Origin of the sequence: Pseudomonas mandelii (genome assembly GCF_900106065.1) — a bacterium.
Lineage (GTDB): Bacteria > Pseudomonadota > Gammaproteobacteria > Pseudomonadales > Pseudomonadaceae > Aquipseudomonas > Aquipseudomonas mandelii.
Map to the genome: position 1 here is coordinate 506,668 of NZ_LT629796.1, position 26,463 is coordinate 533,130.

At 60.5% G+C, this 26,463-nt stretch carries 21 protein-coding genes; 6 read left to right on the top strand and 15 right to left on the bottom strand.

The window, feature by feature from the left end:
- Nucleotides 1-115 precede the first annotated feature (115 nt).
- From BLU63_RS02215 to aceK, 5 genes are all read right to left on the bottom strand, one after another.
- Nucleotides 116-352 carry an anti-sigma factor family protein gene (locus BLU63_RS02215; RefSeq protein WP_010462064.1) on the bottom strand — a complete coding sequence of 79 codons (237 nt, stop codon included), beginning with the start codon at nt 350-352 and terminating at the stop codon, nt 116-118.
- Nucleotides 346-957, bottom strand: coding sequence for an RNA polymerase sigma factor (locus BLU63_RS02220; RefSeq protein ID WP_083374782.1), 612 nt, complete (start codon nt 955-957; stop codon nt 346-348). Before BLU63_RS02220 ends, BLU63_RS02215 begins: the two co-directional genes overlap by 7 nt.
- A gap of 153 nt (nt 958-1,110) precedes the next feature.
- Complete coding sequence (locus BLU63_RS02225) at nt 1,111-2,232, bottom strand: beta-ketoacyl-ACP synthase III (protein ID WP_077749153.1); 1,122 nt, start codon at nt 2,230-2,232, stop codon at nt 1,111-1,113.
- A gap of 344 nt (nt 2,233-2,576) precedes the next feature.
- On the bottom strand, nt 2,577-6,488 hold the full coding sequence (gene hrpA, locus BLU63_RS02230; protein WP_083374783.1) for an ATP-dependent RNA helicase HrpA: 3,912 nt from the start codon (nt 6,486-6,488) through the stop codon (nt 2,577-2,579).
- Between the two features lie 231 nt (nt 6,489-6,719).
- A complete protein-coding gene (aceK, locus tag BLU63_RS02235; RefSeq protein ID WP_083374784.1) occupies nt 6,720-8,438 on the bottom strand; it encodes a bifunctional isocitrate dehydrogenase kinase/phosphatase in 1,719 nt (572 codons plus the stop codon).
- A gap of 158 nt (nt 8,439-8,596) precedes the next feature.
- Here aceK and BLU63_RS02240 point away from each other — a divergent pair, with 158 nt between their 5' ends.
- On the top strand, nt 8,597-9,505 hold the full coding sequence (locus BLU63_RS02240; protein ID WP_010462074.1) for a DMT family transporter: 909 nt from the start codon (nt 8,597-8,599) through the stop codon (nt 9,503-9,505).
- A 109-nt stretch (nt 9,506-9,614) separates the two neighbouring features.
- Here BLU63_RS02240 and BLU63_RS02245 read toward each other — a convergent pair whose 3' ends face one another.
- The 6 genes from BLU63_RS02245 to BLU63_RS02270 all read right to left on the bottom strand — a co-directional run bounded on the left by BLU63_RS02245 (nt 9,615) and on the right by BLU63_RS02270 (nt 17,056).
- A complete protein-coding gene (locus BLU63_RS02245) occupies nt 9,615-11,195 on the bottom strand; it encodes an aldehyde dehydrogenase (NADP(+)) (protein WP_083374785.1) in 1,581 nt (526 codons plus the stop codon).
- 42 nt (nt 11,196-11,237) lie between these two features.
- The gene (gene araD1, locus BLU63_RS02250) at nt 11,238-12,233 is read right to left on the bottom strand and encodes an AraD1 family protein (protein ID WP_083374786.1); all 996 of its coding nucleotides are present in this window, start codon (nt 12,231-12,233) and stop codon (nt 11,238-11,240) included.
- A gap of 28 nt (nt 12,234-12,261) precedes the next feature.
- The gene (locus BLU63_RS02255; protein WP_010462080.1) at nt 12,262-13,437 is read right to left on the bottom strand and encodes an L-rhamnonate dehydratase; all 1,176 of its coding nucleotides are present in this window, start codon (nt 13,435-13,437) and stop codon (nt 12,262-12,264) included.
- A 313-nt stretch (nt 13,438-13,750) separates the two neighbouring features.
- Nucleotides 13,751-14,755, bottom strand: a complete 1,005-nt coding sequence (locus tag BLU63_RS02260) for a 4-hydroxythreonine-4-phosphate dehydrogenase PdxA (protein ID WP_083374787.1) — start codon at nt 14,753-14,755, stop codon at nt 13,751-13,753.
- Nucleotides 14,752-15,723 carry an amidohydrolase family protein gene (locus tag BLU63_RS02265; protein WP_083374788.1) on the bottom strand — a complete coding sequence of 324 codons (972 nt, stop codon included), beginning with the start codon at nt 15,721-15,723 and terminating at the stop codon, nt 14,752-14,754. Before BLU63_RS02265 ends, BLU63_RS02260 begins: the two co-directional genes overlap by 4 nt.
- Nucleotides 15,716-17,056 (bottom strand): MFS transporter, encoded by a 1,341-nt coding sequence (locus BLU63_RS02270; protein WP_010462087.1) that lies wholly within the window; start codon nt 17,054-17,056, stop codon nt 15,716-15,718. The genes BLU63_RS02265 and BLU63_RS02270 overlap by 8 nt, the downstream gene beginning before the upstream one ends.
- A 377-nt stretch (nt 17,057-17,433) precedes the next feature.
- On the opposite strand from BLU63_RS02270, the gene BLU63_RS02275 reads away from it, so the two are divergent.
- The 4 genes from BLU63_RS02275 (at nt 17,434) to BLU63_RS02290 (ending at nt 21,573) form a co-directional block, all read left to right on the top strand.
- On the top strand, nt 17,434-18,450 hold the full coding sequence (locus BLU63_RS02275) for a Bug family tripartite tricarboxylate transporter substrate binding protein (RefSeq protein ID WP_077749158.1): 1,017 nt from the start codon (nt 17,434-17,436) through the stop codon (nt 18,448-18,450).
- A 52-nt stretch (nt 18,451-18,502) separates the two neighbouring features.
- Nucleotides 18,503-19,036 carry a tripartite tricarboxylate transporter TctB family protein gene (locus BLU63_RS02280; RefSeq protein WP_010462091.1) on the top strand — a complete coding sequence of 178 codons (534 nt, stop codon included), beginning with the start codon at nt 18,503-18,505 and terminating at the stop codon, nt 19,034-19,036.
- The gene (locus tag BLU63_RS02285; protein ID WP_010462093.1) at nt 19,033-20,562 is read left to right on the top strand and encodes a tripartite tricarboxylate transporter permease; all 1,530 of its coding nucleotides are present in this window, start codon (nt 19,033-19,035) and stop codon (nt 20,560-20,562) included. Before BLU63_RS02280 ends, BLU63_RS02285 begins: the two co-directional genes overlap by 4 nt.
- Before the next feature lie 69 nt (nt 20,563-20,631).
- Nucleotides 20,632-21,573 carry a LysR family transcriptional regulator gene (locus tag BLU63_RS02290; RefSeq protein WP_077749159.1) on the top strand — a complete coding sequence of 314 codons (942 nt, stop codon included), beginning with the start codon at nt 20,632-20,634 and terminating at the stop codon, nt 21,571-21,573.
- Between the two features lie 46 nt (nt 21,574-21,619).
- Here BLU63_RS02290 and BLU63_RS02295 read toward each other — a convergent pair whose 3' ends face one another.
- The 4 genes from BLU63_RS02295 to cysK form a co-directional block, all read right to left on the bottom strand.
- The gene (locus BLU63_RS02295) at nt 21,620-22,483 is read right to left on the bottom strand and encodes a DMT family transporter (RefSeq protein ID WP_077749160.1); all 864 of its coding nucleotides are present in this window, start codon (nt 22,481-22,483) and stop codon (nt 21,620-21,622) included.
- Between the two features lie 96 nt (nt 22,484-22,579).
- The gene (locus tag BLU63_RS32975; RefSeq protein WP_167362268.1) at nt 22,580-22,744 is read right to left on the bottom strand and encodes a hypothetical protein; all 165 of its coding nucleotides are present in this window, start codon (nt 22,742-22,744) and stop codon (nt 22,580-22,582) included.
- 188 nt (nt 22,745-22,932) lie between these two features.
- The gene (locus BLU63_RS02300) at nt 22,933-23,871 is read right to left on the bottom strand and encodes an aspartyl/asparaginyl beta-hydroxylase domain-containing protein (protein ID WP_083374789.1); all 939 of its coding nucleotides are present in this window, start codon (nt 23,869-23,871) and stop codon (nt 22,933-22,935) included.
- A gap of 215 nt (nt 23,872-24,086) precedes the next feature.
- Nucleotides 24,087-25,061: a cysteine synthase A gene (cysK, locus tag BLU63_RS02305; protein ID WP_010462101.1), complete on the bottom strand. Its 975-nt coding sequence runs from the start codon at nt 25,059-25,061 to the stop codon at nt 24,087-24,089.
- A gap of 97 nt (nt 25,062-25,158) precedes the next feature.
- On the opposite strand from cysK, the gene BLU63_RS02310 reads away from it, so the two are divergent.
- Nucleotides 25,159-26,265 carry a DUF748 domain-containing protein gene (locus BLU63_RS02310; RefSeq protein ID WP_443096495.1) on the top strand — a complete coding sequence of 369 codons (1,107 nt, stop codon included), beginning with the start codon at nt 25,159-25,161 and terminating at the stop codon, nt 26,263-26,265.
- Nucleotides 26,266-26,463 lie beyond the last annotated feature (198 nt).

Here is a 26,463-nt window from a genome sequence, read left to right on the forward strand (position 1 = left end):
TCAGGTCATGGACGCTTGAGGCGCTTTACAGTCTGGCGTGGATGGATCGATCCCCATCATCCGTTCGATGCATCCACGCCGGCCTGCTTCTGTCCCCTGCGATAACGCCACGACTTTACGGAATGTCCTTGCGACGCTCCGCAGCGAGACGTTCGGCGAGTGCATCGACCTCCGGCACAGCTTCCTCCGGCAAGACGCGCAGCGTCTGCTGCATCAAACGCATCTGACGAATGAACCGCCGGCAATTGGGGCAGAACATTAAATGATGCCGCACCAGCAACTTCTCCCGAAAGCTCAACTGGCCATCGAGATAATCACTGGCACGTGCCACTTGCTCCTTACAGGTCAGCATTCGCCGGTTTCCTCAAAATGCTCCACGGTCGCAAAGACCTTCAACCGTGCCCGATGCAGCAGCACGCGAACATTGGAGAGCGAGATGTCCAGAAGATTACAGATGTCTTCCAGTTCCAGTCCCTGACGCTCGCGCAACAGCAAGACGCTGCGTTGCAGTTCCGACAGGCTGAGCAACGTGTGTTCGAGACATTCGCGCAACTCGCGTTCGGTGAGCAACGCCTCCGGGGTGTCCTGGTGCCAGGCGAACGGTGCCACCAGCCAGTGGCCATCAGCGGACGAAAAACGATCATCATCAATCGTGCCATGGGGCGATGGAAGGTCATCAAGCAGCACCTCGCGACAGTTCTGCTTGTAACGGCCCTTCGCCGCATTGGCGGTGATGGTCAGCAACCAGGTCTTGAGGCTCGAACGCGCCTCGAACTTGCTCAGATTACGCACGACCGACAGCCACGCATCCTGCACCACTTCGTCAGCATGCCGGTTGCCGACGATCGCATAAGCGACTGCACGCATCGGGCTCTGGTAAGTGCTGACCAACTCTTTGAAGGCTTGTTGTTCACCTGCCAGCAATCTTTGCAGCAGTTGCGCGTCGTCAGCCGCCATTCACAAACCCCTTGTCCTGACCTCGAAAAATGAATCAGCAGGGCGTCGCCGTCGGCAACGTCCTGCTGTCATTTCCGAAAACTACAGCGTCCCGACTGCTTCGGCTGTAGGAAAAACCAGCGCAAATCAACGGAAATAGCGACAGCCTTTCCCTCAACGCTTGCGTAACAGCACGCTACCAATCGAGTAACCCGCGCCGAACGAACTGAGCACGGCCAGGGAACCGGCGGGCAGATCATCCTGATGCTTGTGAAAGGAAATCACCGACCCGGCGGAGCTGGTGTTGGCGTAGGTGTCGAGAATCACCGGGGCTTCTTCTTCGGTGGCTTCGCGGCCCAGCAGTTTCTTCACGATCAGGTGGTTCATGCTGAGGTTGGCCTGGTGCAACCAGAAACGTTTCACGTCACTGACGTTGAGCTTGTTCTCTTCCAGGTGCGTAGCGATCAGCTCGGCCACCATCGGGCAGACGTCGCGGAACACCTTGCGGCCTTCCTGCACGAACAGTTTGTCCTTGGCTCCGATGCCCTCTTCCGCCGCGCGGTTGAGGAAGCCGAAGTTGTTGCGAATATTGTTGGAGAACTTGGTCAGCAGTTTGGTGCTGACGATGTCGAACTGGTACGGGGAGGTCGCCAGGTCGGCACGCTCAATGATCACCGCCGTCGCCGCGTCGCCAAAAATGAAGTGGCTGTCACGGTCGCGGAAGTTCAAGTGACCGGTGCAAACTTCCGGGTTGACCATCAGGATTGCCCGGGCCTGGCCCAGTTGCACGCTGTTGGCGGCCGCCTGGATACCGAAGGTCGCCGAGGAGCAAGCCACGTTCATGTCGAAACCAAAGCCCTGGATACCCAGCGCTTCCTGGACTTCGATGGCGATGGCCGGGTAGGCGCGCTGCAGGTTGGAGCACGCCACAATGACGCCGTCGATGTCGGCGGCGGTCTTGCCGGCACGCTGCAAGGCCTGTTCGGCCGCGCCGATGGCCATCTGGCAAAGCACCGACCATTCGTCGTTGGAACGCTCAGGCAGACGCGGCGCCATGCGTTGCGGGTCGAGGATGCCATCCTTGTCCATCACAAAGCGGCTTTTGATACCGGAAGCTTTTTCGATAAACGCAGCGCTGGATTCGGTCAACGCTTCGACTTCGCCACGGGCGATGGCGTCGGCGTTATCGGCGTTGAATTGCGCGACGTAAGCGTTGAAAGACTGCACCAGCTCTTCATTGGAGATGCTGTTGGCCGGGGTGTACAGGCCGGTGCCGCTGATGACGACGTTATGCATGGTCGTTTCTCTAATCTGTTCAGGCAGAAAGCGTTGGCACCGACGTACCAACACACAAAGGGTCTGTTCCCGTCACGGAAAGCACACCTGGCATCGCTTTATTCCGTACCGCCCGAACCTTGAGAGGCTCAAAACTGCGGGACCGGCGTTTATAGGCGCGAAGTTTGCCATAAACATTGGGTTTTGGCGCCATTTTGCTCGATGACTCCCACCTGCCAGGCAATACAAAAACCTGTGGGAGCGAGCCTGCTCGTGATGGGGCCATCACCTCCAACATCTATGTCGACTGTGATGCCGCCAGCGCGAGCAGGCTCGCTCCCACAGGTATTGCACAAGTCTCGGGGTCAGGGTTCGACCTGGGTCCATTGCTTGTTCAGGCGCTTGTCGGAGATTGGCACTTTGGTCCCCAGTTGCTGGGCGAACAGCGAAACCCGGTATTCCTCCAGCCACCAGCGATAGAGCTCCAGTTGCGGATCGCGCTTGCCTTCCTGGGCGTGTTTGTTGGCGCGGGTCTGGTATTGGGTCCAGAGACCGGACAGTTCGCCACTCCAGACCCGATCCCTCTGCACCTGTGCACCAATCTTCTCGAAGCGTTGCTCGACAGCCTTCAGGTAACGCGGCAATTCCTTGAGCCACTGCATCGGCGTCTCCCGGACAAACCCCGGATACACCAGATGACTGAGCTGTTGCTTGATGTCGTTCAGGGCCACGGCTTGCGCCAGATCAATCTTGCCCTTGAAGCGTTTTTGCAGGCCGTGCCAGTGCTTGAGAATCTCCAGCGTCAACTTGGCTAGGCGCTCGGCGTGCTCAGTCCAGCCACCGCGCTTGCGCTCGGCCAACGAGGCCAGCCCGGCGCCATCCCGTGGCAACGGGTCTTCGCCCTCGAGAATGCAACTGTCGAGGCTGGCCAGCAGAATGTCTTCCACCAGCGCATCAATGCGCCCCAGTTCACGGTACATCAGCCCCAGCTCGGTCAGCCCCGGCAGCTTGCCGCGCAGGAACTTCGCCGGCTCGGCCAACTGCTGCATCAGCAATCGCTGCAAGGCGCGGCGATGCTGGAACTCGGCCTCGGCGGGGGTCGAAAAACGCCCTTCCTTGACTGTCCCGCTCTCTTCCACCAGCGCCGGATACACCGTCATCGACAACCCGGCGATCTTCTGCTGGGTTTTCTCGGCGACGGCGGCAAAGACTTTCGGTTCCACCGGCTGTTGGTTTTTCGCGGTTTGCGGCACGGCCAACGCGGCTTGGCTGGCTTCGGCAAAGCGTGCGGTCAACTCGGCCAGATCTCGCCCTTCGCCGAGGAACTTGCCCTGGCCGTCGACGATTTCCAGGTTCATCCGCAGATGACTGTCGACTTGCTGTGAAGCTTCCGCCCACGCCTCATCGCTGACCCGCGCGCCCGTCATGCGCAGCAGCTCGCGGCCCAACGCCTGCGGCAACGAGCCCTCGGCGAAGGTCATGCGCTGCAACGCGGCTTTGACGAAGTCCGGCACCGGCACGAAATTCTTGCGCAGGGCCTTGGGCAGGTTGCGCACCAGCGCGATGCACTTGGCCTCGATCACGCCCGGCACCAGCCATTCCAGACGTTCCGGCGGCAGCATCGGCAACAGCGGCGCCGGCACGCGCAGGGTCACACCATCGCGCGGGTGGTTCGGTTCGAAGTGGTAACTCAGGGCCAGTTCCAGATCGCCGATGTGCAAGGTGTCCGGGTAATGCAGGGCGGTGACTTCGCTGGCCTCACGGGCCAGCACGTCTTCTTCGCGCATGATCAGCAGCTGCGGGTCTTTCTGGCTGTTGACCCGGTACCAGCTGTCGAACGTTGCGGTCTGGTGGATCTCCGCCGGCAAACGCGCATCGTAGAAAGCGAACAGGGTTTCTTCGTCAGCGAGAATGTCGCGACGCCGAGCCTTGGCTTCCAGTTCGTCGAGTTGTTCCAGCAGTTGCGCATTGGCCGTCAGGCACTTGGCCTTGGATTGAATCTCGCCGCGTACCAGGCCTTCGCGAATGAAGAACTCACGAGAAACCACGGGATCGATCGGCCCGTAATGCACCGGCCGGCGACCCACCACGATCAGCCCGAACAGCGTGATCTGCTCGAAGGCCACGACCTGGCCACGCTTTTTCTCCCAGTGCGGTTCGAAGTGGTTTTTCTTGATCAGGTGCCCGGCCAGCGGCTCGATCCAGTCCGAGTCGATCTTGGCCACCATCCGCGCATAGAGCTTGGTGGTTTCCACCAGTTCGGCGGTCATCAGCCATTGCGGGCGCTTCTTGCCCAACCCGGAGGATGGGTGAATCCAGAAACGTCGCTGACGGGCGCCGAGGTAATCGCCTTCATCGGTTTTCTGGCCGATCTGACTGAGCAGGCCCGAGAGCACGGCTTTGTGCAGCTTCGGGTAGTCCGCCGGCTCTTTGTTCAGGCTCAACTGCATGTCGCGGCAGATCAGGCTCAACTGACGGTGCGAGTCGCGCCATTCGCGCAGACGCAGGTAATTCAGGAAGTTCTTGCGGCACCAATTGCGCAGCGGGCTGGCGGTCAGGGCCTGACGCTGCTCTTCAAAACCACGCCACAGATTGACCAGCCCGGCGAAATCCGAGTCCACGTCCTTCCACTGTGCGTGGGCCTGATCCGCCGCTTGCTGGCGCTCCGGCGGACGCTCGCGCGGGTCTTGAATCGACATGGCGCTAGCGACGATCAACACTTCCTGCAAGCTGCCGAGTTTCGCCGCTTCCAGCAGCATGCGGCCCATGCGCGGGTCCACCGGCAGGCGCGCCAACTGGCGGCCGAGCGGGGTCAGCTGGCTGTTGCGGTCCACGGCCGAGAGTTCTTGCAGCAGGTTGAAACCGTCGCTGATCGCCTTGCCATCCGGCGGTTCGATAAACGGGAAGTCGGTGATCTCGCCGAGACGCAAGTGCAGCATCTGCAAAATCACGGCGGCGAGGTTGGTGCGCAGAATTTCCGGGTCGGTAAATTCAGGGCGACCGATGAAGTCGTCTTCGCCATAGAGTCGAATGCAAATACCCGGCTCGACCCGACCGCATCGACCTTTACGCTGGTTGGCGCTGGCCTGGGAAATGGCTTCGATGGGCAGACGCTGGACCTTGGCGCGGTAGCTGTAACGGCTGATGCGCGCGGTGCCGCTGTCGATCACGTAACGGATGCCCGGCACCGTCAGCGAAGTTTCCGCGACGTTGGTCGCCAGCACCACGCGACGGCCAGGGTGCGACTGGAAAATCCGCTGCTGTTCGGCAGGCGACAAGCGCGCGTACAGCGGCAGAATCTCGGTGTGCTTGAGCTGGGCCTTGCGCAGCATGTCGGCGGCATCGCGAATCTCGCGCTCGCCGGGCAGGAACACCAACACGTCGCCGGGGCTCTTGCGCTCGCTACGTTCGAACGCGGCAATTTCGTCGAGGGTGGCGAGGATCGCCTGATCCACGGTCAAGTCGTCCTCGACGCGGTTGCCCTCCTCGTCCTGCTCAAGCGTCAGCGGGCGATACCAGGTTTCAACCGGGAAAGTCCGACCCGAAACTTCAACGATGGGTGCGTCATCGAAATGCTTGGAGAAGCGTTCCAGGTCGATGGTCGCCGAGGTGATGATGACTTTGAGGTCCGGGCGACGCGGCAGCAGGGTTTTCAGGTAACCGAGCAGGAAGTCGATGTTGAGGCTGCGTTCGTGGGCTTCGTCGACGATGATCGTGTCGTAGCGTTCGAGGTAACGGTCGTTCTGGGTTTCCGCCAGCAGGATGCCATCGGTCATCAATTTGATCAGGGTGTTGGAGTCGCTCTGATCCTCGAACCGCACCTGATAGCCGACCAGCGCGCCCAATGGCGTCGCCAGTTCTTCGGCAACCCGGCTGGCCACGCTGCGCGCAGCGATTCGACGCGGTTGAGTGTGGCCGATCAAGCCATGCTGGCCGCGGCCGATTTCCAGGCAGATCTTCGGCAACTGGGTGGTTTTACCCGAGCCGGTTTCGCCGGCGATGATCAGCACCTGATGCTTGAGCAGCGCTTCCTTGATTTCGTCGCGCTTGGCGGCGATCGGCAAACTGTCGTCGTAACGAATCACCGGCAGGCTGGCACGCCGCGCCAGGACCTGGTCACAGGACGCCTGCATGCGCGTGACCCACTGGGCCAGCTTGGCCTCGTCAGGTTTCTTGCGCAGCTCAAGCAACTGCCGCCGCAGCCGGTGGCGGTCGGCGAGCATGGCGTGATCGAGGTTTTTCAGCAGTTTGTCGATGGAAGGCGATTCGTCAGTCATCAGGTACGCAAAAGTCGTCTAGTGGCGCAGGGGCCGGATTGTCGCAGATTTGGGGGCTCGGCGACGAATTCAACCTGCCTTTGTGGTGAGGGAGCTTGCTCCCGCTCGGCTGCGCGGCAGTCGTAATCCGGTCATCGCGGTGTATCTGAAACACGACGGTGGATGGTTTTGGGGTCGCTTCGCGACCCAGCGGGAGCAAGATCCCTCGCCACAGGGGGTTCACTCAGGGGTTTATTCGTTATCCAGGCCTTTGCGGCGATACGGGAATACGTCGATGATTTTGCCGGCACGAATGGCTTCCTGCAGGCTTTTCCAGTAATCGGCGTTGTATAGCTCGCCATGCAACTGGTCAAACAGCTTCCTTTGCCCGGAATCGGCAAACAGGAACGGCGGAAACTCCTCGGGAAACACATCCAGCGGCCCGATCGAATACCACGGCTCGGAGGCCATTTCGTCTTCCGGCGTACGCGGTTCCGGGATGTGGCGGAAGTTGGCTTCGGTCAGGAAGCAAATCTCGTCATAGTCATAAAACACCACCCGCCCGTGCCGGGTGACGCCGAAGTTCTTCAACAGCATGTCGCCGGGAAAGATGTTCGCCGCCGCCAGTTGCTTGATCGCCAGCCCGTAATCTTCCAGGGCCTCGTGGACCTGCGCCTCGTTGGCGTTTTCCAGGTACAGGTTCAGCGGCGTCATCCGCCGCTCGGTCCAGCAGTGACGGATCAGCACGGTGTCGCCTTCCACCGACACCGTGGACGCCGCCACCTCAAGCAGCTCTTCCAGGCACGCCGGGTCGAACTTGCTCAACGGGAAGCGAAAATCGGCGAACTCCTGGGTATCGGCCATGCGTCCAACGCGATCGACGCTTTTCACCAAACGGTATTTTTCGATCACCGTGGCACGGTCGACGTTTTTCGACGGCGAGAAACGGTCCTTGATGATTTTGAACACGGTGTTGAAACCCGGCAGGGTAAACACGCTCATCACCATGCCTCGCACGCCGGGGGCCATGATGAATTGGTCGTCGGTGTTGGCCAGGTGATTGATCAGCGCCCGGTAGAACTCGGACTTGCCGTGTTTGTAGAAGCCGATGGAGGTGTACAACTCGGCGACGTGCTTGCCCGGCAGGATGCGCTTGAGGAAGCCGATGAACTCCGCCGGCACCGGCACATCCACCATGAAATACGAACGGGTGAACGAAAAAATGATCGACACATCGGCTTCGTCGGTAATCAGCGCATCGATCTGAATCCCGCGCCCTTCACGGTGCAGCAGCGGAATCACCAGCGGCCATTGTTCGTCCCGGGTATAGATGCGCCCCACCAGGTACGCGCCTTTGTTGCGGTAGAGCACCGAGGAGAACAGCTCGACGCTCAGTTCAGGGTCCTTGCACACCCAATCCGGCAGGTTCTCACGCAGTTGGGCTTCGAGGCGGTGCAGGTCGCCGGCCAGGTCGGCGTAATCCTCGCTGAAGCTGTAATCGGCAAAAATGCTCGCGAGCATGCCGGACAACTGGCCCTGGGGCTTATAGGTTCGGGTTTGCGCGGCGCGGGCCCGGCGCAGGCTGGGCCGGGTGGTGTGGATAAACATGCAGCCGTCGCTGATCAGGTCATGGCTGAACAGCCCGCAAAAAATCGAGTTGTACCAAGTCTCGGACAGTTCATCATCGAAACGCAGGTCGATCAGCGTGATGTAAGCGCTTTTGACCAGAGGCCAGCAACTGACGTCCAGTGTGTCGCTGTCAAACGCGACGCGCAGCCGTTCCACGGTTTCGCTGACTTTTTCTTCGTACAGATTGATCCGCGCGGCCGACGCGACCTGCGCCTCCTGCCACTGGGCCTGCTCGAAGCGGGCCCGAGCGCCGTCGGTGATCTGGCGGAAATGCTCGCGGTAATCGTCAAAGCCATCGAGGATCATTCGGGCGATGTCGGCGGCTGGCCATTGCTGCGGCATGGGTGAGACCTCTGCGGGAATTCATGAGCCCTGAGCTTAGCCAGTGAACCGGGTGCAGGAGAAGCGTAATTTTCGGCTCGAGTTAAATGCTCGTTTTTCGGTTGCCATGGATAAGGCGCTCGGCAACACTCTCGTCCCCATCAAGGAAGGAGTGCACCGTGAGTCCTGTCGATATTTTCCGATTGCTGTCGCTGGCCGCGATCTGGGGCGCGAGCTTTCTGTTCATGCGCATCATCGCCCCGGTGATTGGCACAATCCCCACGGCCTTTTTCCGCGTGTCGATTGCCGCCGTCGGCTTGCTGGTGATTCTCGGCCTGATGCGCATCAGCTGGGACTTCAAAGGCAAACTCAAGACAGTGATGCTGCTCGGGGTGATCAACTCCGGGATTCCGGCGACCCTCTATTCCGTGGCCGCGCAAGTGCTGCCGGCCGGTTACTCGGCGATCTTCAACGCCACCACGCCGCTGATGGGCGTGTTGATCGGCGGCCTGTTCTTCCATGAAAAACTCACCGCGGCCAAGCTTGGCGGGGTGTTCCTCGGGCTGTTTGGCGTAGGCGTCCTGACCCGTGCCGGTCCGGTGGCGTTCGACATGGAATTGTTGATGGGCGCCGCCGCCTGCCTGCTCGCCACCACCTGCTATGGCTTTGCCGGGTTCCTGGCCCGCCGCTGGCTTGACCACGCCGGCGGTCTCGACAGCCGTCTTTCAGCGCTGGGCAGCATGCTCGGGGCGACGCTGTTCCTGTTGCCGTTGTTCGGCTACAGCGTGATCAGCCAGCCACCGGCAAGCTGGGGCGGCTGGAACGTCTGGTTGTCGTTGCTTGGATTGGGACTGATGTGTACCGCACTGGCGTACATCATTTACTTCCGCCTGCTCAGCTCGATCGGGCCGGTGAGGTCGATGACCACGACCTTCCTGATCCCGCCGTTCGGGGTGTTGTGGGGAGCGCTGTTGCTGGATGAGCCGTTGTCGATGGCGCATATCTATGGCGGGGTGTTGATTGCGGCGGCGTTGTGGCTGGTGTTGAAGCCGGCGGTGGTGAAAGTGGCTGAGGTGACTGCCAAGTAGTTTGGCGGTGTGGCTGATGACGCCTTCGCGAGCAGGCTCGCTCCCACAGGATTTTGTGTTCACCGCAAATCCAATGTGGGAGCGAGCCTGCTCGTGAAGGCGGTAGAGACTAAAACGCTGCCTGACTCACCTCCCCATCCACCAACCGTCGAATCCCCAGCGGATTGGCGTTCTGCAACGCCTCGGGCAACAACGCATCCGGGTAATTCTGGAAGCACACCGGCCGCAGGAACCGGTCAATCGCCAAGGTGCCAACCGATGTGCCGCGCGAATCAGACGTCGCCGGATACGGCCCGCCATGCACCATCGCCTCACATACCTCGACCCCGGTCGGGTAGCCATTGAGCAGAATCCGCCCGACCTTTTCCTGCAGCAACTCCGCTAGCCAACGGTACTCCAGCAACTCGTCCGTCTCGCCAATCAGCGTCGCCGTCAATTGCCCGCGCAGACCGTGCAACGCTGCCGCCAGCTGCGCCCGGTCCTCAAGCTCGATGACGATGGTGGTCGGTCCGAACACCTCCTCCTGAAGCAGCTCATCGCCCTTGAGCAACAGACTGACGTCAGCCTTGAACACCTGCGGTTGTGCCTGATTGCCCTGTTGCGGCTTGCCCGCCAAGTGCGTCAGCCCCGGATGTTCGTGCAACTCGCCAAGGCCTCGGCTGTAACTGACCAGCGCGCCGGCATTGAGCATGGTCTGGGCCGGTTGCTGGTTCATGCTGGCGCAAAACGTTTCCAGGAACTGGCTGAACTGCGGCGAACGCAAACCGATGACCAGGCCCGGGTTGGTGCAGAACTGCCCGCAACCCAGGGTCACCGAACCGGCCAGTTGCGCAGCGATTAGCTCACCGCGAACCTTGAGCGCTTCGGGCAGCAGGAACACCGGGTTGATGCTCGACATTTCGGCAAACACCGGAATCGGCTGTGGTCGGGTCGCGGCCATGTGGCTCAAGGCATTGCCGCCCTTGAGCGAACCGGTGAAGCCCACCGCTTGAATCGCCGGATGCTTGACCAGCCATTCACCGACACCCCCGCCATAAATCATGTTGAACACGCCGGCCGGCATTTCGGTGCGCTCGGCGGCGCGGATGATCGCGTCCGCGACCCACTCGGCCGTCGCCATGTGCCCGCTGTGCGCCTTGAACACCACCGGGCAACCGGCGGCCAGCGCCGAAGCGGTATCGCCACCGGCGGTTGAAAATGCCAACGGAAAGTTGCTGGCACCGAACACGGCGACAGGCCCCAGGCCGATGCGGTACTGACGCAGGTCCGGACGTGGCAACGGCTGGCGATCCGGCAGTGCCCGATCAATGCGCGCGCCGTAGAAATCGCCGCGACGCAGGACCTTGGCAAACAAGCGCATCTGGCCGCTGGTGCGCCCGCGCTCACCCTGGATACGCCCAGCCGGCAACGCGGTTTCGCGGCACACGGTGGCGACGAAGTCATCGCCCAGGGCATCGATTTCATCAGCGATAGCGTCGAGGAACTGAGCGCGTTTCTCCGCGCTGAGGTTGCGGTAAACCGGGTAGGCAGCGGCCGCAGCGCTGGCTGCCGCGTCCACTTCCGCTTCAGTGGCCTGGAAAAAACGGCCCGGCAGCGCTTCGCCCGTCGTCGCATCAAGGCTTTGCAGCTGTTGCGTACCGTTGGCGCTGCGGCGACCGCCGATGTAGTTGTGTCCGAGTAGCGTGGTCATGAGTGATCCCTTGACCGGCCGACAACGCCGGTGATTGAAGACTTAAAGCGTGCGCACCTGGCCGATGGCCAACGGCTGGGCACTTTCGCCGATGCCGTTTTCCAGGGGCGCGCCGAACTCATCGAGGCTGATCTGGAAGCGATCGCCCGGCTGGGTTTTTATCCCGTCGGCAAACGACAACGTTGCGGTGCCGAAGTAATGCACGTGGACATCGCCGGGACGCAAAAACTGCGCGTATTTGAAGTGGTGGAATTCGAGGTTGGCGAGGCTGTGGCACATGTTGTCTTCGCCGCTGAGAAACTCCTTTTCCCAGATCGTTTCGCCGTTGCGCTTGATCCGACTGGTGCCTGCAAGGTGCTTGGGCAACTCGCCGACGCGCAGCTCCGGACCGTAGGCGCAGAAGCGCAGTTTCGAATGGGCGAGATACAGGTAATTGCGCCGCTCCATCACATGGTCGGAGAACTCGTTGCCCAAGGCATAACCGACGCGGTACGGCTGGCCGTCGTCGCCGATCACGTAGAGGCCGGTCAGCTCGGGTTCCTCGCCGGCGTCTTCGGCAAACGGCGGCACCGGGAAATCCGCGCCGGGGCGCACGACGATGCTGCCATCACCTTTGTAGAACCATTCCGGTTGCGCGCCGACCTGCCCGGCCGCCGGTTTACCACCCTCCAGGCCCCATTTGAAAATGCGCATGGTGTCGGTCATGCCGGCTTCGACCGCGCCCTCCTGCTGGTGCATTTTGTCCCGCGCCGAGGCGCTGCCCAAATGGGTCAGGCCGGTGCCGCTGATCAGGCAATGGGCCGGGTCTTCGTGGTCCAGCGGCGGCAGGACTTTGCCCTGCTGCAACAGCTGGGCGTAATCCGGTCCCGGTTCGGTGCCGCGCAGTGCGACTTCTTCTTGCAGGCTGCGTTGGGCACGAATCGCCGCGAGGGCCAGTTCATGGGTGCTACGGGTGCCTTGCAGCACCTTTACCTGCGAGCCCTCGACGAGACCCACCTGGCGTTCACCGGCAGTGTTTTCAAATTGAATCAGGCGCATGACGGCCTCCAGAAAATTGGGATTTGGATCACTCGATGATGTTGAAGTCGCTCAAGTACTCATCGGAGATTTCCAGGCCCAGGCCGGGCTTGTCATCGTCGAGCTGGATGTAGCCGTTGACCGGTTGCGGCTCGCCCTTGAACACGTAGTAGAAGAGTTCGTTGCCGACCTCGACGTCGAACACCGGGAAGAACTCGGCCATCGGCGAGGCGGTGGTGGACATGGTCAGGTGGTAGTTGTGCATCTGCCCGGCGTGCGGGATCACCGGCACCGACCAGGCTTCGGCCATGGCGTTGATCTTGCGCGCTGCGGTGATACCGCCCACGCGGTTGGTGTCGTACTGGATCACGTCGACGGCACGGCGTTCCAGCAGGTCTTTGAAGCCGTAGGAGGTGAACTCATGCTCGCCGCCGGAGATCGGCATGATCCCCATCTTCTTCAGCTCGATGTAGCCTTCGATGTCGTCGGCAATCACCGGCTCTTCCAGCCAGCGTGGTTCGAATTCAGCAAGTTTGGGCAGCATGCGGCGGGCGTATTCCAGGGTCCAGCCCATGTAGCACTCGAGCATGATGTCGATGTCGGGACCGGCCAGGTTACGCAGGGCACGCACTTGCTCGATGTTCTTGCGCATGCCCGCCGGGCCGTCTTTCGGGCCGTAGCCGAAACGCATTTTCAGCGCGGTGAAACCCTGGTTCAGATAGCCCTGGGCCTCTTCGAGGAACAGGTCGAGGTTGTCATTGGCGTAGAGCTTGGAGGCGTAGGTCCAGATCTTTTCCTTGGTCCGGCCGCCGAGCAGTTTGAACACCGGTTTGTTCACGGCTTTGCCCATGATGTCCCAGATCGCGATGTCGATCGCCGAGATCGCCGCCATGCCGATGCCTTTGCGGCCCCAGGCGTGGCTCTGGCGGTACATCTTCTGCCAGATGTATTCGTTGTCGAACGGGTCTTCGCCAATGGCAATTGGCGCCAGGTAGGTGTCGATGATTTCCTTGGCCACACGCGGCGCCAGGGCGCAGTTACCGATGCCGACGAGGCCGGTATCGGTCTCGACTTCCACCACCAGCCAGCCATGGAAACGGAACGAGCCCATGGCGTCGCCACGTTCGAACAGGATGTCGCTGGCGTTGGTGCAGAAGTGTGCTTGAGGCGGAACGACTTTGCCTTTCCACTCAAAAACGCGGGTACGGATGGCTTTGATTTTCATGAATACAGTTCCTTGCGCTGCCGGCTTTTTGTAGTTGTCGGGTCGCTGCACAAAACCGCACGGGGGGCGGGTTCCGGCATTCGATGGAGCGACTTTAGCCAGCGCTCGGGGGTGCGGATAATCACTTATGCGTATCCGGCGATAACCTGCGGTGATAGGAAAAACCGAATAGTGAGTGGATAGGGTTATCAGCCACACACAAAACAAATGTGGGAGCGAGCCTGCTCGCGAAAGCGGTAGTGCAGCCACCTTTTTAGTGACTGTCAGACCGCTATCGCGAGCAGGCTCGCTCCCACAGGGGATCAGTGTTGTGTCAGTAGTTGTTGGTGCCCATTCGGCAGGCGATTTCGAAGGCCTGACGAATCGCGCCGACGTTGGCCTTGCCCTGCCCCGCGATGTCGAAGGCGGTGCCGTGGGCCGGCGTGGTAATCGGGATCGGCAAGCCACCCTGCACCGTCACGCCTCGGGAGAAGCCCATCAACTTGATCGCGATCTGCCCCTGGTCGTGATACATCGTCACCACCGCGTCAAAGGCACTGGCATCGCCCTGGACCTTGAGGAAAATCGTGTCCGCCGGGTATGGCCCTTCGGCCGCAATCCCCAGCGCCTGGGCCGAACGAACCGCCGGGCCGATGATGTCCAGTTCTTCGCGTCCGAACGAGCCGTTGTCGCCGTTGTGCGGGTTCAGCCCACACACGCCAATGCGCGGTTTTTCCAGGCCGTTGCGCTTGAGCGCGGTGTCGATCAACTGGATCGCTTCCACTACCCGCGTCTGGGTCAGCATGCCTGGCACTTGCGCTAATGCCACGTGGGAGGTCACGCGGGAGGTCCAGAGGTTGTCGAGCACGTTGAATTCGCAGAACGGCCCGTGAAAATCCAGCAGCTCGGCGAACCAGTGCAGCTCATCGCTGTGGGCCATGCCGGCCATGTGCAGCGAGGTCTTGTTCAACGGCCCGAACAACACCGCGTCGGTGGTCCCGGCCTCGGTCAGGCGCAGGGCTTGTTCCAGCGTGTCGAGGCTGTAGCGACCGCCGATGACACTGGCTTCACTGCGTGGAAATTCACCGACGGTGTCTCCGCGAAAGTCATAGAACAGCGGCGTGTCATCACCAAATTCCAACTGATCCAGCGACTCGACGCGACGGTAAGGAAACTCCGTCCCGGCGATGCGCATGCCGCGACGCATTTCGGCCTCGTCGGCGATCAAGATCACATTGGCCTGGCTGCGCACTTCAGGCTCCGCAAGCAAACGTGCGATCAGTTCCGGGCCGATGCCTGCCGGGTCACCCAGCACCATCGCGATGGTTGTTTTGTTCATGCTTCACTCCTCAAGGGTTCAGGCCATTGGCGGTCAACGGCGCAAGGCTCGCAGCAATAAACCCGCTGCGCGTTGCTGTAGAACAGTCGCTCCTGATCGGCGCTCGGCAGATCAGCAACGATGGATTTGAAACCGCTGTAGATGTCATCGAACGAGCCGCACAGGCTGTCCACCGGGAAGTTGCTGGCGAACATCGCCCGGTCAGTGCCGAACATGGCGATCACTTCACGCACGATCCAGGCGTTGTCCTTGGCGCGCCATGCCTGGCCCCTCTGGCCAAGGCCGGAAATCTTCACCTGCACGTTTGGCCATTTGGCCAGCCGAGCCATCGCCAGGCGCCAACCGGCCAGGCCTTCGGCGCTGCGGTCATTGGGCAACCCTGCGTGGTTGAGAATCAACGTAGTGCCGGGAAAGTCCCGAGCCAGCCGTTCGGCTTCGTGCAGGTTCCACCAGGGGGTCTGCAAATCGAAGTGCAACCCCAGCCCTTCGAGGGCGGCAAAACTGCGCCGCCAGTGTTCGTCGCTCATCAGGCTGCGCACATGACCAACCTGCGCCGGTGAAGTCGCTCCACCCGGTTTGTGACGCACGCTGCGCACGCATTTGAAACTCGCTTGTTCGGTCAGTACCGCGAGGGCGTCCGGGTGGTCGAGCCAGGCCTGCGCCACGACCGCATTGGGTACGCCGTAACGGGCCGTCAGACTTTCGATAAAAACGGTTTCGCCAATCGGGTCTTGCGGGTCCCATTCGGTCTCGACGTACACCGTTTGCACCACACGGTGCGGGCCGGCGTCAGCGAAATAGTCCTCAGGAAAATAGCGCCGTTTAATCGCGCTGTAGTCGCCGTAGCGGAACGGGATATTAGCTTCGGGCGCCAGCCACGGATGGTCATTGATCGTCGGGTCCCAGAAGTGATGATGGGCATCGATGATCGGACCGTTCCATGCTTCGCCAGATGAGTGTTCAGCCATGGCGCACCTCGTCGAGACTGATGAACAACGTCGCCAGCACAAAGACTGCCGAGCACACGGCAAAGAACCCCAGCACCGGCGCAAAACCTCCGGTCATTTGCACAATGATCCCCACCAGGATCGGCACCGCGATCCCGCCGGTGCTGCCGGCCATGTTCATCACGCCGCCGATCAACCCGACCCGCGCCGGTGCCGCCAGCAATGCCGGGAAGCTCCAGTAGAGGCTGCCCCACATCAGGAAAAACGCGGTCATGGCCAACAACGCCACGGCGGCAAACGGGTTGCTCAGCGTCGGCAACAACAGAAAGGCGCCGAGGGCGACCACACCGGAAAACGCCAGCAGGCTCTTGACCGCCACGCCACGGCTGACACCTTTGCGGATCAACCCGTCACAGAGGAAACCACCGGTCAACGAACCCAGGGCCCCGCACACGAAAATCACGAAGGTCGCCGCGCCGATGCCTTTGATGTCGAAGCCGCGAGCCTGGGCCAGATAGCTCGGGCCCCAGGTCAGCAAACCGAAATACACCATCGCCCAACTGGCACGGCCGATCAGCAAGCCGCTCAGGGAACGGGCCGCGATGCCCAGGCCTTTGACCGGCACACGGGCGGCTTCGGCAGCCGGCGTCGCGCGCCCGGCGTTGATCTTCTCCAGTTCTTCGGCATTCACTTGCGGGTGAGTAGCCGGGTCATCGCGCAGATAACGCCGGGCCAGCCAGGCCAGCACCAGGGTCGCGATACCGGCAATCACGAAGGCCAGGCGCCACGAATCCAGGGATGCAATCAGATAAGCAATGATCAACCCGCCCAGCGCCACGCCCAACGGGCTGCCGCTGTCCATCAGCACCGCGCCGCGACTGCGTTCGCTCGGCGCCAGCCACAGGGAAATCAGCTTGCCACCGGACGGGAACAACGGCGCTTCGGCGGCCCCGAGTGCAACGCGGGCGAACAGCAATGACAAGCCGCCGGTCGCAAACGCCGCCAACACTTGAAAGGTGCCCCACAACCCGGTGGACCAACTGATGACCCGATGCGGGCCGAAGCGATCGATCAGCCAGCCGCCGGGAATCTGCAACAGCGCATACGCCCAGAAGAAACTGCTGAGGATCAGCCCTTGCATGCTTGGCGACAGGGAAAATTCATGGGCAATGGTCGGCATGGCGATCGACAGCGAGACCCGGTCGATCAGGTTGACCATGGTCAGCGCGAAGACGATCGCAAAGATCCGCCAGCGCACGCTGCTCGCTTTGGTGGTGCCGGCCAGGGGTGTGGCCGCGTTGATCGGTTGGGCAGCTGCGCCAGGCAGATGCAGGGAAGCACTGGGACGAGCCATGGTGCGTACCTCGTTTCTTATTGTTGTGAATGCCGTGCGAGGCCGGTTCGCCGCGCTGATGAGCACTATCGAAGGCTCGGTGATAACCGTCTAATCAATGATTGAGATACGGCGATAGCCTCGGGTTATGGCATACCGCGCTTTCAGGGGGCTTTCATCGCCGGCCGCCTTGACTGACTTTCCTCTCAAAACGCTCTGGCACACAGTTTCCAGCCCTCGTCACGTATTTGCCCCTGATGACCTATAACCGCAGGCTATCGGTGTATGTATTGTTTTGACTAGACGCCGAAGCGGAGGCTTCCCACACTCAGTCCAGGCTTGCAGCTTTTGAGCACCGACAAGTCATTCATAACAATTACAAAAAACGAGGCCCTTCCATGCGAAATGCATTCGTCCGTCGCACATCCCGTCTGTTTCTTGGCTGCACACTGGTCGCCGCCGGCGCCCTCCCCGCACTCGCCAACGCTGCCTGGCAGCCGGACAAGAACGTCGAAATCCTCGTTGCCGGCGGCCCCGGCGGCGGTACTGACCAGCTCGGTCGGCTGATCCAGTCGATCATCACCACACACAAGTTCCTCGACGTGAATACCATCGTCCTCAACAAGGGCGGCGGCAACGGTGCCGAAGCGTTCCTTGACCTGAAAATGAACAAGGGCGATCCGGAAAAACTGGTGATCGGCACCAACAACATCTACCTGTTGCCGCTGGTTTCCAAGCTTGGCTATCAATGGCAGGAGCTGACTCCCGTGGCGGCCGTTGCAGAGGACGACTTCATTCTCTGGAGCTACAAGGATGCCCCCTGGAAAGACGCCAAAGGCTTCTACGAAGCGGCCAAGACTGATCCGTCGAAACTGCGCATGGGCGGCAGTCAGTCCAAGGATGTCGACCAGACCCTGACCCTGCTGCTGAACCAGACCAACAACAGCAAACTGGTGTACATCCCGTTCAAGAGCGGCAGCGAAGCCGCGACCCAACTGGCCGGCAAACACATCGCCGCCAACGTCAACAACCCCAGCGAAAGCATCAGCCAATGGCGCGGCGACCAGGTCGAACCGCTCTGTGTGTTCAGCAAGGAACGCATGAGCTACACCGAGAAAGTCGCGGGTGATAAATCCTGGGCCGACGTTCCGACCTGCCACGAACAAGGCCTGGGTATCGATCAATACCGCTTCCCGCGCACCGTGTTCATGCCCGGCGACGTCACCGCCGAACAGCGGGCGTTCTATGTCGAGCTGATGCGCAAAGTCACCGAGACTCCAGAGTTCAAGGCCTACGTGAAACAGAACGCTTTGGTACCCACCTTCCTCGAAGGCGAGCCGCTGACCGCCTACATTGAGAAAGACACCGCCCGCGTCACCCCGGTGTTCAAAGAAGCCGGCTGGCTGAAAAACTGAGTTGTTCACGGCCGTGCGCGTGCGCACGGCCGTCACCTCTGGAGGTGCTTTCATGTCCCATTCTTCGGATTCACCGGCGCTGGTCGGTACCCGCTGGGTCGAGCTCGGCCTGACACTCTTCACCACGCTGATCGGCGCGGTGGTGATGTTCGGCAGTCTCGAACAAGGTATCGGCTGGGGCGATTCCGGCCCCGAGCCGGGTTACTTCCCCTTCTACATCGGCCTGCTGTTGAGCGCCGCGAGCGTGGGCAACGGCGTGTTGACCGTGGTGCGCTGGCACGCCCTGAGCATTGCATTCGTCAGCCGCAGCGCATTCAAGCAAGTGCTGTCGGTGTTCATCCCGATTGCGCTGTTCGTCGGCGCCATGCCGTTCACCGGCATTTATGTGGCCTCGGCCTGCTTCATCGCCTGGTTCATGTGGCGTGACAAGGTGCGCGCCAAGCCTTACGGCAAATGGATGATCGGCACCGTGTCCCTCGGCGCGGTGCTGGCCAGCTACCTGATTTTCGCGTTGTGGTTCAAGGTCCCGCTGGATGCCGGCCCGATGGGCGACTGGATTGCACTGGCCGGGAGAAGTTTCAAATGAGCGAATTCGATTCCCTGCTGCAAGGCATGAACCTGATCCTCACCCCGGGCCACATCGGCCTGATGGTGATCGGCGTGCTGCTGGGCATTCTGGTCGGCGTATTGCCCGGCCTCGGCGCCCCCAATGGCGTGGCGTTGTTGCTGCCGCTGACCTTCACCATGTCGCCGGTGTCGGCGATCATTTTGCTGTCGTGCATGTATTGGGGCGCGCTGTTCGGCGGTTCGATCACCTCGATTCTGTTCAACATCCCCGGTGAGCCCTCATCGGTGGCGACCACGTTCGACGGTTACCCGATGGCCCGCGAAGGTCGCGCTGCCGAAGCGTTGACGGCCGCATTCAGTTCGGCGCTGATCGGCGCGCTGGCCGGGGTGTTGCTGCTGACCTTCCTGTCGACCAAGATTGCCGCATTCGCCATGTCTTTCAGTTCGCCGGAGTTCTTCGCGGTGTACCTGTTGGCGTTTTGCACCTTCATCGGCATGAGCAAGAATCCGCCGCTGAAAACCGTGGTGGCGATGATGATTGGTTTCGCCATGGCCGCCGTGGGCATGGACACTGTCTCCGGCAACCTGCGCCTGACCTTCGACCAGCCCGCGTTGATGACGGGCATCAGCTTCGAGGTGGCCGTGATCGGCTTGTTCGGGATCGGCGAAATTCTCTGCACCGTCGAGGAAGGCCTGGTGTTTCGCGGCGAGCATGCGCGCATCACGCCGATGGTCATCCTGCGCACCTGGGCCAAGTTGCCGCGTTACTGGTGGACGATCCTGCGCAGCACGCTGGTCGGTTGCTGGATGGGCATCACGCCCGGTGGTCCGACGGCGGCCTCGTTCATGAGCTACAGTCTGGCGCGGCGCTTTTCGAAGAACCGCGAGAACTTCGGCAAGGGTGAACTCGAAGGCGTAATCGCCCCGGAAACCGCCGACCACGCCGCCGGCACCAGCGCCCTGCTGCCCATGCTGACCCTCGGCATTCCCGGCTCGGCCACTGCGGCGGTCATGCTCGGCGGTCTGATGATCTGGGGCCTGCATCCTGGCCCGACGTTGTTCGTCGAGCAGCATGATTTCGTCTGGGGCCTGATCGCCAGCATGTACCTCGGGAACGTGGTCAGCCTGATCGTGGTGCTGGCCACCGTGCCGCTGTTCGCTTCGATCCTGCGCATTCCGTTCTCGATCATCGCGCCGATTATCATCATGGTCTGCGCCATCGGTGCCTACTCGGTGCACAACTCGTTCGTCGACGTGGTGTTGATGTTGGGCTTCGGTGCGCTGGGTTATCTGTTCAAGAAACTCGGTTACCCGATTGCGCCGCTGGTGTTGGCGGCGGTACTGGGCGACAAGGCGGAAGATGCGTTCCGTCAGTCGATGCTGTTCTCCGACGGCCACGTGGGGATTTTCTGGTCCAACCCGTTAGTGGGCTGCCTGACCACGGCGGCGTTGCTGATGCTGTTCTGGCCGTTGATTTCCAAGGCGCTGGGCACCCTGACGGGGCTGCGCAAACCGCAGGTCGCCAAGCCTAAATCGGTGCTGTAACACGGCAATGCTGGCAACGCCTGGCATTTGTTGTCAGGCTTGCCGCAGTCCTAATTGCGAGCGCGGCCCATGACCCGAATTCCTGCTGCCAATGTGATCCACAGTCGACTGCGTCTGCGCCAACTGCGGCTGATGCTGGCGTTGCAGGAATTCGGCTCGTTGCGTCGCGCCGCCGACCACATCGGCATGACCCAGCCGGCAGCCACCAAGATGTTGCACGAAGCCGAAGACTTGCTCGGCGTCGAACTCTTCGAGCGTCTGCCCCGGGGCATGCGCTCGACCCCGTTCGGGGAAACCGTCATCTACTACGCGCGCATGGTGTTTGCTGAACTGAGCGGCATGCGTGAAGAACTGGTCGCGCTCGAATCCGGCAACCTTGGCCGGGTTGCGGTCGGTGCGATTCCGGCGCTGGCCTCGGGGCTGTTGACCCGCACCATCGCGACCTTGAAGCAAAGCCATCCACGCTTGTCGATGAGCATTCAGGTCGACACCAGCGACGTGCTGGTGCAGGCGCTGTTGCAGGACCAGCTGGATATCGTATTGGGCCGGATTCCGGCGGGCGCACGGGCCGAAGAGTTGCTGTTCGACAGCCTCGGCGAAGAAGCCTTGTGCGTCATCTCCGGCGCGCAGAACCCGTTGGCGAAAGAGAAAAACCTGAGCTGGGCCGAGTTGCAGAACATGACTTGGGTGCTGCAACAGCAACCGAGTCCGATGCGTGCGATCATCAATCAGGTATTCCACAATGCGCGGGTCGACATCCCCAGCAGCATCGTTGAGACCACCTCGATCATGACCTTGCTGTCCTTGATCCAGCAGACCGACATGCTGGGCGTCACACCGGTGTCGGTGGTGGAGGATTACCCGGGCCGTGATTTGCTGGCGGTGTTGCCGATCAAGTTTGAAGCACGGCTGCCGCCGTACGGGCTGATTACCCGCCGTCACCGCATTCAATCGTCAGCGATGCAGGCGTTCATGAATTCGGTGCGGGCCGAGCACGCGCTGACCAAATAAAAAAGGCCCGGAGCCAATGCTCCGGGCCTTTCATTTTCACGCTGCTTTACGCTGCTTTACGGAACACAAATACCAGCCCGACGATGATCAGCAGCATGCCGAGCATGCTCAATACCGCCAGCCGATTACCGAAAATCAGGTAGTCCATCACCGCCGTCACGGCCGGCACCAGGTAAAACAGACTGGTGACATTCACCAGATTGCCCCGGGCGATCAAGCGGTACAGCAGCAACGTTGCCAGCACCGACACCACCAATCCCATCCACAGCACCGGCACGATAAACCCGCTGCCGTGTTCGAAATGAAACGGCTGGAACGGCACGAAGATCCCGCAGAGCAGCAGCCCCGCGAGGTACTGCACCGGCAGTGTGCCGAGGGGATTGTCGGTGATGCGCTTCTGCATGATCGAGCCAAAGGTCATGCTCGCCAACGCCAGCAAACCAAAAAGCATCCCGGCCAAAGACATGCCCGCCAGACCGATGCCCTGGTAAACCACCATGATCAACCCGACCAGGCCCAGCGCCAGACCGAACATCCGGCTGGCCGAGCGCTGACGCTCCATGATCACCACCGTGAGAATCGGCTGCACACCCATGATGGTTGCCATAACGCCCGGTGTGACTTTGAGGTCCAGGGCCAGCAGATAAAAAATCTGATAAGCCCCCAGCAACACCACGCCCGTGGCCATCGCATACAACATCGCTTTGCCACCCTTGGGCAATTTCAGCTTGAGCAACGGCACCAGCAGCATCAATCCGCACAAGGCGATGGCAAAGCGAATCAGCAGAAAGGCAAAGGGCGATGCGTGGGCCAGGCCCCATTTGGAGAAGATCGCACCGCTGCTCCACAGCAGAACGAACAGGCTCGTGGACGCCGCCGCGAGCGCGGATTTTTTCGACAGGACAAACATGAATACCACCTGTAGTCAGGCAAGAAGCCAACTCAGCCGAAGCTGAAATTCAGTAGTTTTTTTCAGGCGGGCGCGCAGAACAGCAAAGAACGCTGATCAGCCCGAAACGCCAACGCCCGGCGGTGATACGACTGCGTACACCGGCGTGCTACTGACAGGTGGGGGGTAATGACTGATCTGCGCAGGCTGCTTATTCCCGCACGGCACGACGCCAGCGTTGACCGCTGAATCGACTACCGCATTGATGAGGGAAGCTGGCATGGGCTGATCTTTTTTGATGGGGTGGGCGGTGGGTAACAGAACCACCGAGCGCCGACTATAACCAGCGGCGGACATGGATTGCAATGACTTGGACAAAGGGCCAATCACGACACCTCGTCGCGGGCGCGCCATTTAAATTCTGCTCATAAAAAAACCGCTCCCAAGGAGCGGTTTTCTTTTGAATCCAGTCACGCAAACAACCAATACCCCAACAACGTCAGCACCACCACCGCCAACACCGGCCGCAGCACGCGGTACGCCTTGGGATTACGACGCTTCCAGCGTTTGACCACACCACTGACCTTGTCGCTGGAATTCTTGCTCCAGGCATACGCCTGGTTAATCCCGCCGACACGTTCATCATCAAGGTTCTGAGGTGCGGTGGCGCGACCGAGCAAGCCGCTGAGCCAGCGGTTGATGAAGGTCATGACGCGGTTGCTCAGCGGTCGTTCGATGTCGCAGAACAGAATGACGCGGGTTTTCTCGGATTCGTTCTTGACCCAATGCACGTAGGTCTCATCAAACATCACATCTTCACCATCACGCCAGGCATACACCTGGCCGTCGACAAAGATACGGCAATCGTCGGAGTTCGGCGTCGACAGCCCCAGGTGATAGCGCAGCGAACCGGCAAACGGGTCGCGGTGCGGGTTGAGGTGGCTGCCACCCGGCAGCAACGCGAACATTGCACCCTTTACGTTGGGAATACTGCTCACCAGCGCCACGGTTTTCGGGCATAAGGCTTCAGCGGATGGCAGGGGTTTGTCGTACCACTTGAGGTAGAAACGTTTCCAGCCTTTCTTGAAAAACGAACCAAACCCCGCATCGTTGTGTTTTTCGGCGGCGCGGATGTAACCCTCGTCGAACAGGTGCATGGCTTCGTCGCGGATGACTTCCCAGTTGTCTTTGAGCACGTCCAGTTCCGGGAACTTGCTGCGGTCCAGATAGGGTTTGGACGGCACGCCGGAGAACAGGTACATCAAGGCGTTGTAAGGTGCAAACAAGGCCGAGTGATTGACGAATTGACGCAGAACCGGCAATCGCGCCTTGCCGCGCAAATGCACATAGAGGGTGCTGCCCAGAAATAGCAGCAACACTGACGCTTTCGCGGCAAAGGAAAAGGTCATCTACGGCTCCTTGAGGTTAGGCTCTTCGCACAACGCCATTTACCCGACGTGGCAGCCGGCCATGAAAAACACTACCGGCCTCGGGAAAAACCCGCAAAACTCGACATTCAGTATTAAGGTTTGTGCAATAAAGCACTTATTAACATAAGGTTCCTGAACGGGGGCTGACCTGAATCAGCCCTCTCACCAAAAGATCAAACCATCGCAGGCAGCGCCTACTGCTGATTTTCCTGCTCGGTAAACAGGTCGCTGAACAACATGCTCGACAAGTAGCGCTCACCGGAGTCCGGCAGGATCACCACGATGGTCTTGCCCTGCATTTCCGGTGTTTCGGCCAGACGCACCGCCACCGCCATCGCGGCGCCACAGGAAATACCGCACAAAATCCCTTCTTCCTGCATCAGGCGCAGCGCCATAGCCTTCGATTCGTCATCGGTGACCAACTCAACCCGATCGACGATCGACAAGTCCAGATTCTTCGGGACAAAACCGGCACCGATCCCCTGGATCTTGTGCGGGCTCGGCTTGATCTCTTCACCGGCTATCGCCTGGGTAATCACCGGCGACACCACCGGTTCCACAGCTACCGAGATAATCGGTTTGCCCTGGGTATTCTTGATATACCGCGAAACACCGGTAATGGTTCCGCCGGTTCCAACGCCCGCGACCAGCACATCGACTGCGCCGTCAGTATCGTTCCAGATTTCCGGACCGGTGGTTTTCTCGTGAATGGCCGGGTTGGCCGGGTTGTCGAACTGCGACGGCATGAAGTATTTGGCCGGATCGCTGGCCAGGATCTCGGCAGCCTTCTCAATGGCGCCCTTCATGCCTTTGGCCGGTTCGGTCAGCACCAGTTCGGCGCCCAGTGCCTTGAGGACTTTGCGTCGCTCGATGCTCATCGACGCCGGCATGGTCAGCATCAACTTGTAACCACGGGCCGCGGCAACAAAGGCCAGGCCAATGCCGGTATTGCCCGACGTCGGTTCGACGATGGTCATGCCAGGCTTGAGTTTGCCGGAGCTTTCGGCGTCCCAGATCATGCTCGCGCCGATCCGGCACTTGACCGAGTAACCCGGGTTGCGCCCTTCGATCTTGGCCAGGATGGTCACACCGCGCGGGGCAATGCGGTTGATCTGCACCAGCGGCGTATTGCCAATGGAATGGGCGTTGTCAGCGTATATACGGCTCATGGCTGGGTCCTTGTACAGCGTTGAATAAGCCCCCAAAGGTATGCCTGTTGCCAGTGGTCGTCCAGTCAGGTCGAACGTCCGGTAAACACCGCAGTCAATGGCTTTACATCGTCAGAGATTTGCCGCCATGAAACGTCGATACCGTTGGCCCCTGTGGACCCTCGCCGGTCTCGTTGTGCTACTGATTGCCCTGCACTTCGCCCTGCCCTACCTGGTGCGCGATTACTTGAACGAGAAACTGGCGGACATGGGCGATTACCGGGGCCAGGTCACCGACGTCGACCTCGCGCTGTGGCGCGGCGCCTACAAGATCAACGGGCTGAAAATCGTCAAGGTCGACGGCAAGGTCCCGGTGCCTTTCGTCAATGCACCGCTAATCGACCTGTCTGTCAGTTGGCACTCACTCTGGTCCGACCGCGCTGTGGTGGCCGAAGTGCAGTTCTTCAACCCTGAGGTGAACTTCGTCGACGGCGGCACCAACAAACAAAACTCCCAGACCGGTCAAGGCACCGACTGGCGCGCACAGTTGAGCAAACTGGCGCCGTTCACCTTTAACGAAATACGCATCTACGACGGCAAGATCAACTTTCGAAACTTCAATTCCAAGCCCCCCGTCAACATGAACGCCACTCAGGTCAACGCCAGCCTCTATAACCTGACCAACGTGGTCGACACCGAAGGCAAGCGCGACGCGCGCTTTGAAGGCAAGGCCCTGTTGCTGGGCCACGCCCCGCTGGAAACCACGGCCACCTTCGACCCCTTGAGCAATTTCGAAGACTTCGAATTCCGCCTGCGCGCCAAGGATATCGAGCTCAAGCGCATGAACGACTTCGCCTCGGCCTATGGCAAATTCGACTTCAACGCCGGTCACGGCGATGTAGTCATTGAAGCGCAGGCCAAAAAAGCCCAATTGACCGGCTATATCAAGCCGCTGCTCAAAGACGTGGACGTGTTCAACTGGCAGCAGGACGTGGAAAACAAGGACAAAGGGCTGTTCCGGTCCATCTGGGAGGCCATTGTCGGCGGCTCCGAAACCGTGCTGAAAAACCAGGGCAAGAACCAGTTTGCCACTCGCGTAGAACTGAGCGGCAACGTGCATCGACAAGATATCAGCGCGTTCCAGGCGTTTTTGCAGATTTTACGCAATGGTTTCGTTCAGGCATTCAATGCCCGGTATGAGCGGCCGAAACCGGATCAGGGCTAAGTCACCAAGTGACGCCCCATTCAGAGACTAAACAAGAGGAAAGGCATCAAGCCCAGTAAACACGGGGGTTTCAGCGGTATTTGCTGCATCGGACGGCACCGTGCGCACCGGACGCGTGTCACAACCGGAACCGCTCCCGGCACGTACACACAGCATTGCTTGACGGCGGTGCACTGGGGTCCGAGCGAGCCCCAGCGT

What these genes read in the sequence shown, in the direction of transcription:
- BLU63_RS02215 (WP_010462064.1), bottom strand. Translation starts at nt 352, where the DNA reads ATGCTGACCTGTAAGGAGCAAGTGGCACGTGCCAGTGATTATCTCGAT.
- BLU63_RS02220 (WP_083374782.1), bottom strand. Translation starts at nt 957, where the DNA reads ATGGCGGCTGACGACGCGCAACTGCTGCAAAGATTGCTGGCAGGTGAA.
- BLU63_RS02225 (WP_077749153.1), bottom strand. Translation starts at nt 2,232, where the DNA reads ATGCATAACGTCGTCATCAGCGGCACCGGCCTGTACACCCCGGCCAAC.
- hrpA (WP_083374783.1), bottom strand. Translation starts at nt 6,488, where the DNA reads ATGACTGACGAATCGCCTTCCATCGACAAACTGCTGAAAAACCTCGAT.
- aceK (WP_083374784.1), bottom strand. Translation starts at nt 8,438, where the DNA reads ATGCCGCAGCAATGGCCAGCCGCCGACATCGCCCGAATGATCCTCGAT.
- BLU63_RS02245 (WP_083374785.1), bottom strand. Translation starts at nt 11,195, where the DNA reads ATGACCACGCTACTCGGACACAACTACATCGGCGGTCGCCGCAGCGCC.
- araD1 (WP_083374786.1), bottom strand. Translation starts at nt 12,233, where the DNA reads ATGCGCCTGATTCAATTTGAAAACACTGCCGGTGAACGCCAGGTGGGT.
- BLU63_RS02255 (WP_010462080.1), bottom strand. Translation starts at nt 13,437, where the DNA reads ATGAAAATCAAAGCCATCCGTACCCGCGTTTTTGAGTGGAAAGGCAAA.
- BLU63_RS02260 (WP_083374787.1), bottom strand. Translation starts at nt 14,755, where the DNA reads ATGAACAAAACAACCATCGCGATGGTGCTGGGTGACCCGGCAGGCATC.
- BLU63_RS02265 (WP_083374788.1), bottom strand. Translation starts at nt 15,723, where the DNA reads ATGGCTGAACACTCATCTGGCGAAGCATGGAACGGTCCGATCATCGAT.
- BLU63_RS02270 (WP_010462087.1), bottom strand. Translation starts at nt 17,056, where the DNA reads ATGGCTCGTCCCAGTGCTTCCCTGCATCTGCCTGGCGCAGCTGCCCAA.
- BLU63_RS02275 (WP_077749158.1), top strand. Translation starts at nt 17,434, where the DNA reads ATGCGAAATGCATTCGTCCGTCGCACATCCCGTCTGTTTCTTGGCTGC.
- BLU63_RS02280 (WP_010462091.1), top strand. Translation starts at nt 18,503, where the DNA reads ATGTCCCATTCTTCGGATTCACCGGCGCTGGTCGGTACCCGCTGGGTC.
- BLU63_RS02285 (WP_010462093.1), top strand. Translation starts at nt 19,033, where the DNA reads ATGAGCGAATTCGATTCCCTGCTGCAAGGCATGAACCTGATCCTCACC.
- BLU63_RS02290 (WP_077749159.1), top strand. Translation starts at nt 20,632, where the DNA reads ATGACCCGAATTCCTGCTGCCAATGTGATCCACAGTCGACTGCGTCTG.
- BLU63_RS02295 (WP_077749160.1), bottom strand. Translation starts at nt 22,483, where the DNA reads ATGTTTGTCCTGTCGAAAAAATCCGCGCTCGCGGCGGCGTCCACGAGC.
- BLU63_RS32975 (WP_167362268.1), bottom strand. Translation starts at nt 22,744, where the DNA reads ATGCCAGCTTCCCTCATCAATGCGGTAGTCGATTCAGCGGTCAACGCT.
- BLU63_RS02300 (WP_083374789.1), bottom strand. Translation starts at nt 23,871, where the DNA reads ATGACCTTTTCCTTTGCCGCGAAAGCGTCAGTGTTGCTGCTATTTCTG.
- cysK (WP_010462101.1), bottom strand. Translation starts at nt 25,061, where the DNA reads ATGAGCCGTATATACGCTGACAACGCCCATTCCATTGGCAATACGCCG.
- BLU63_RS02310 (WP_443096495.1), top strand. Translation starts at nt 25,159, where the DNA reads ATGGCTTTACATCGTCAGAGATTTGCCGCCATGAAACGTCGATACCGT.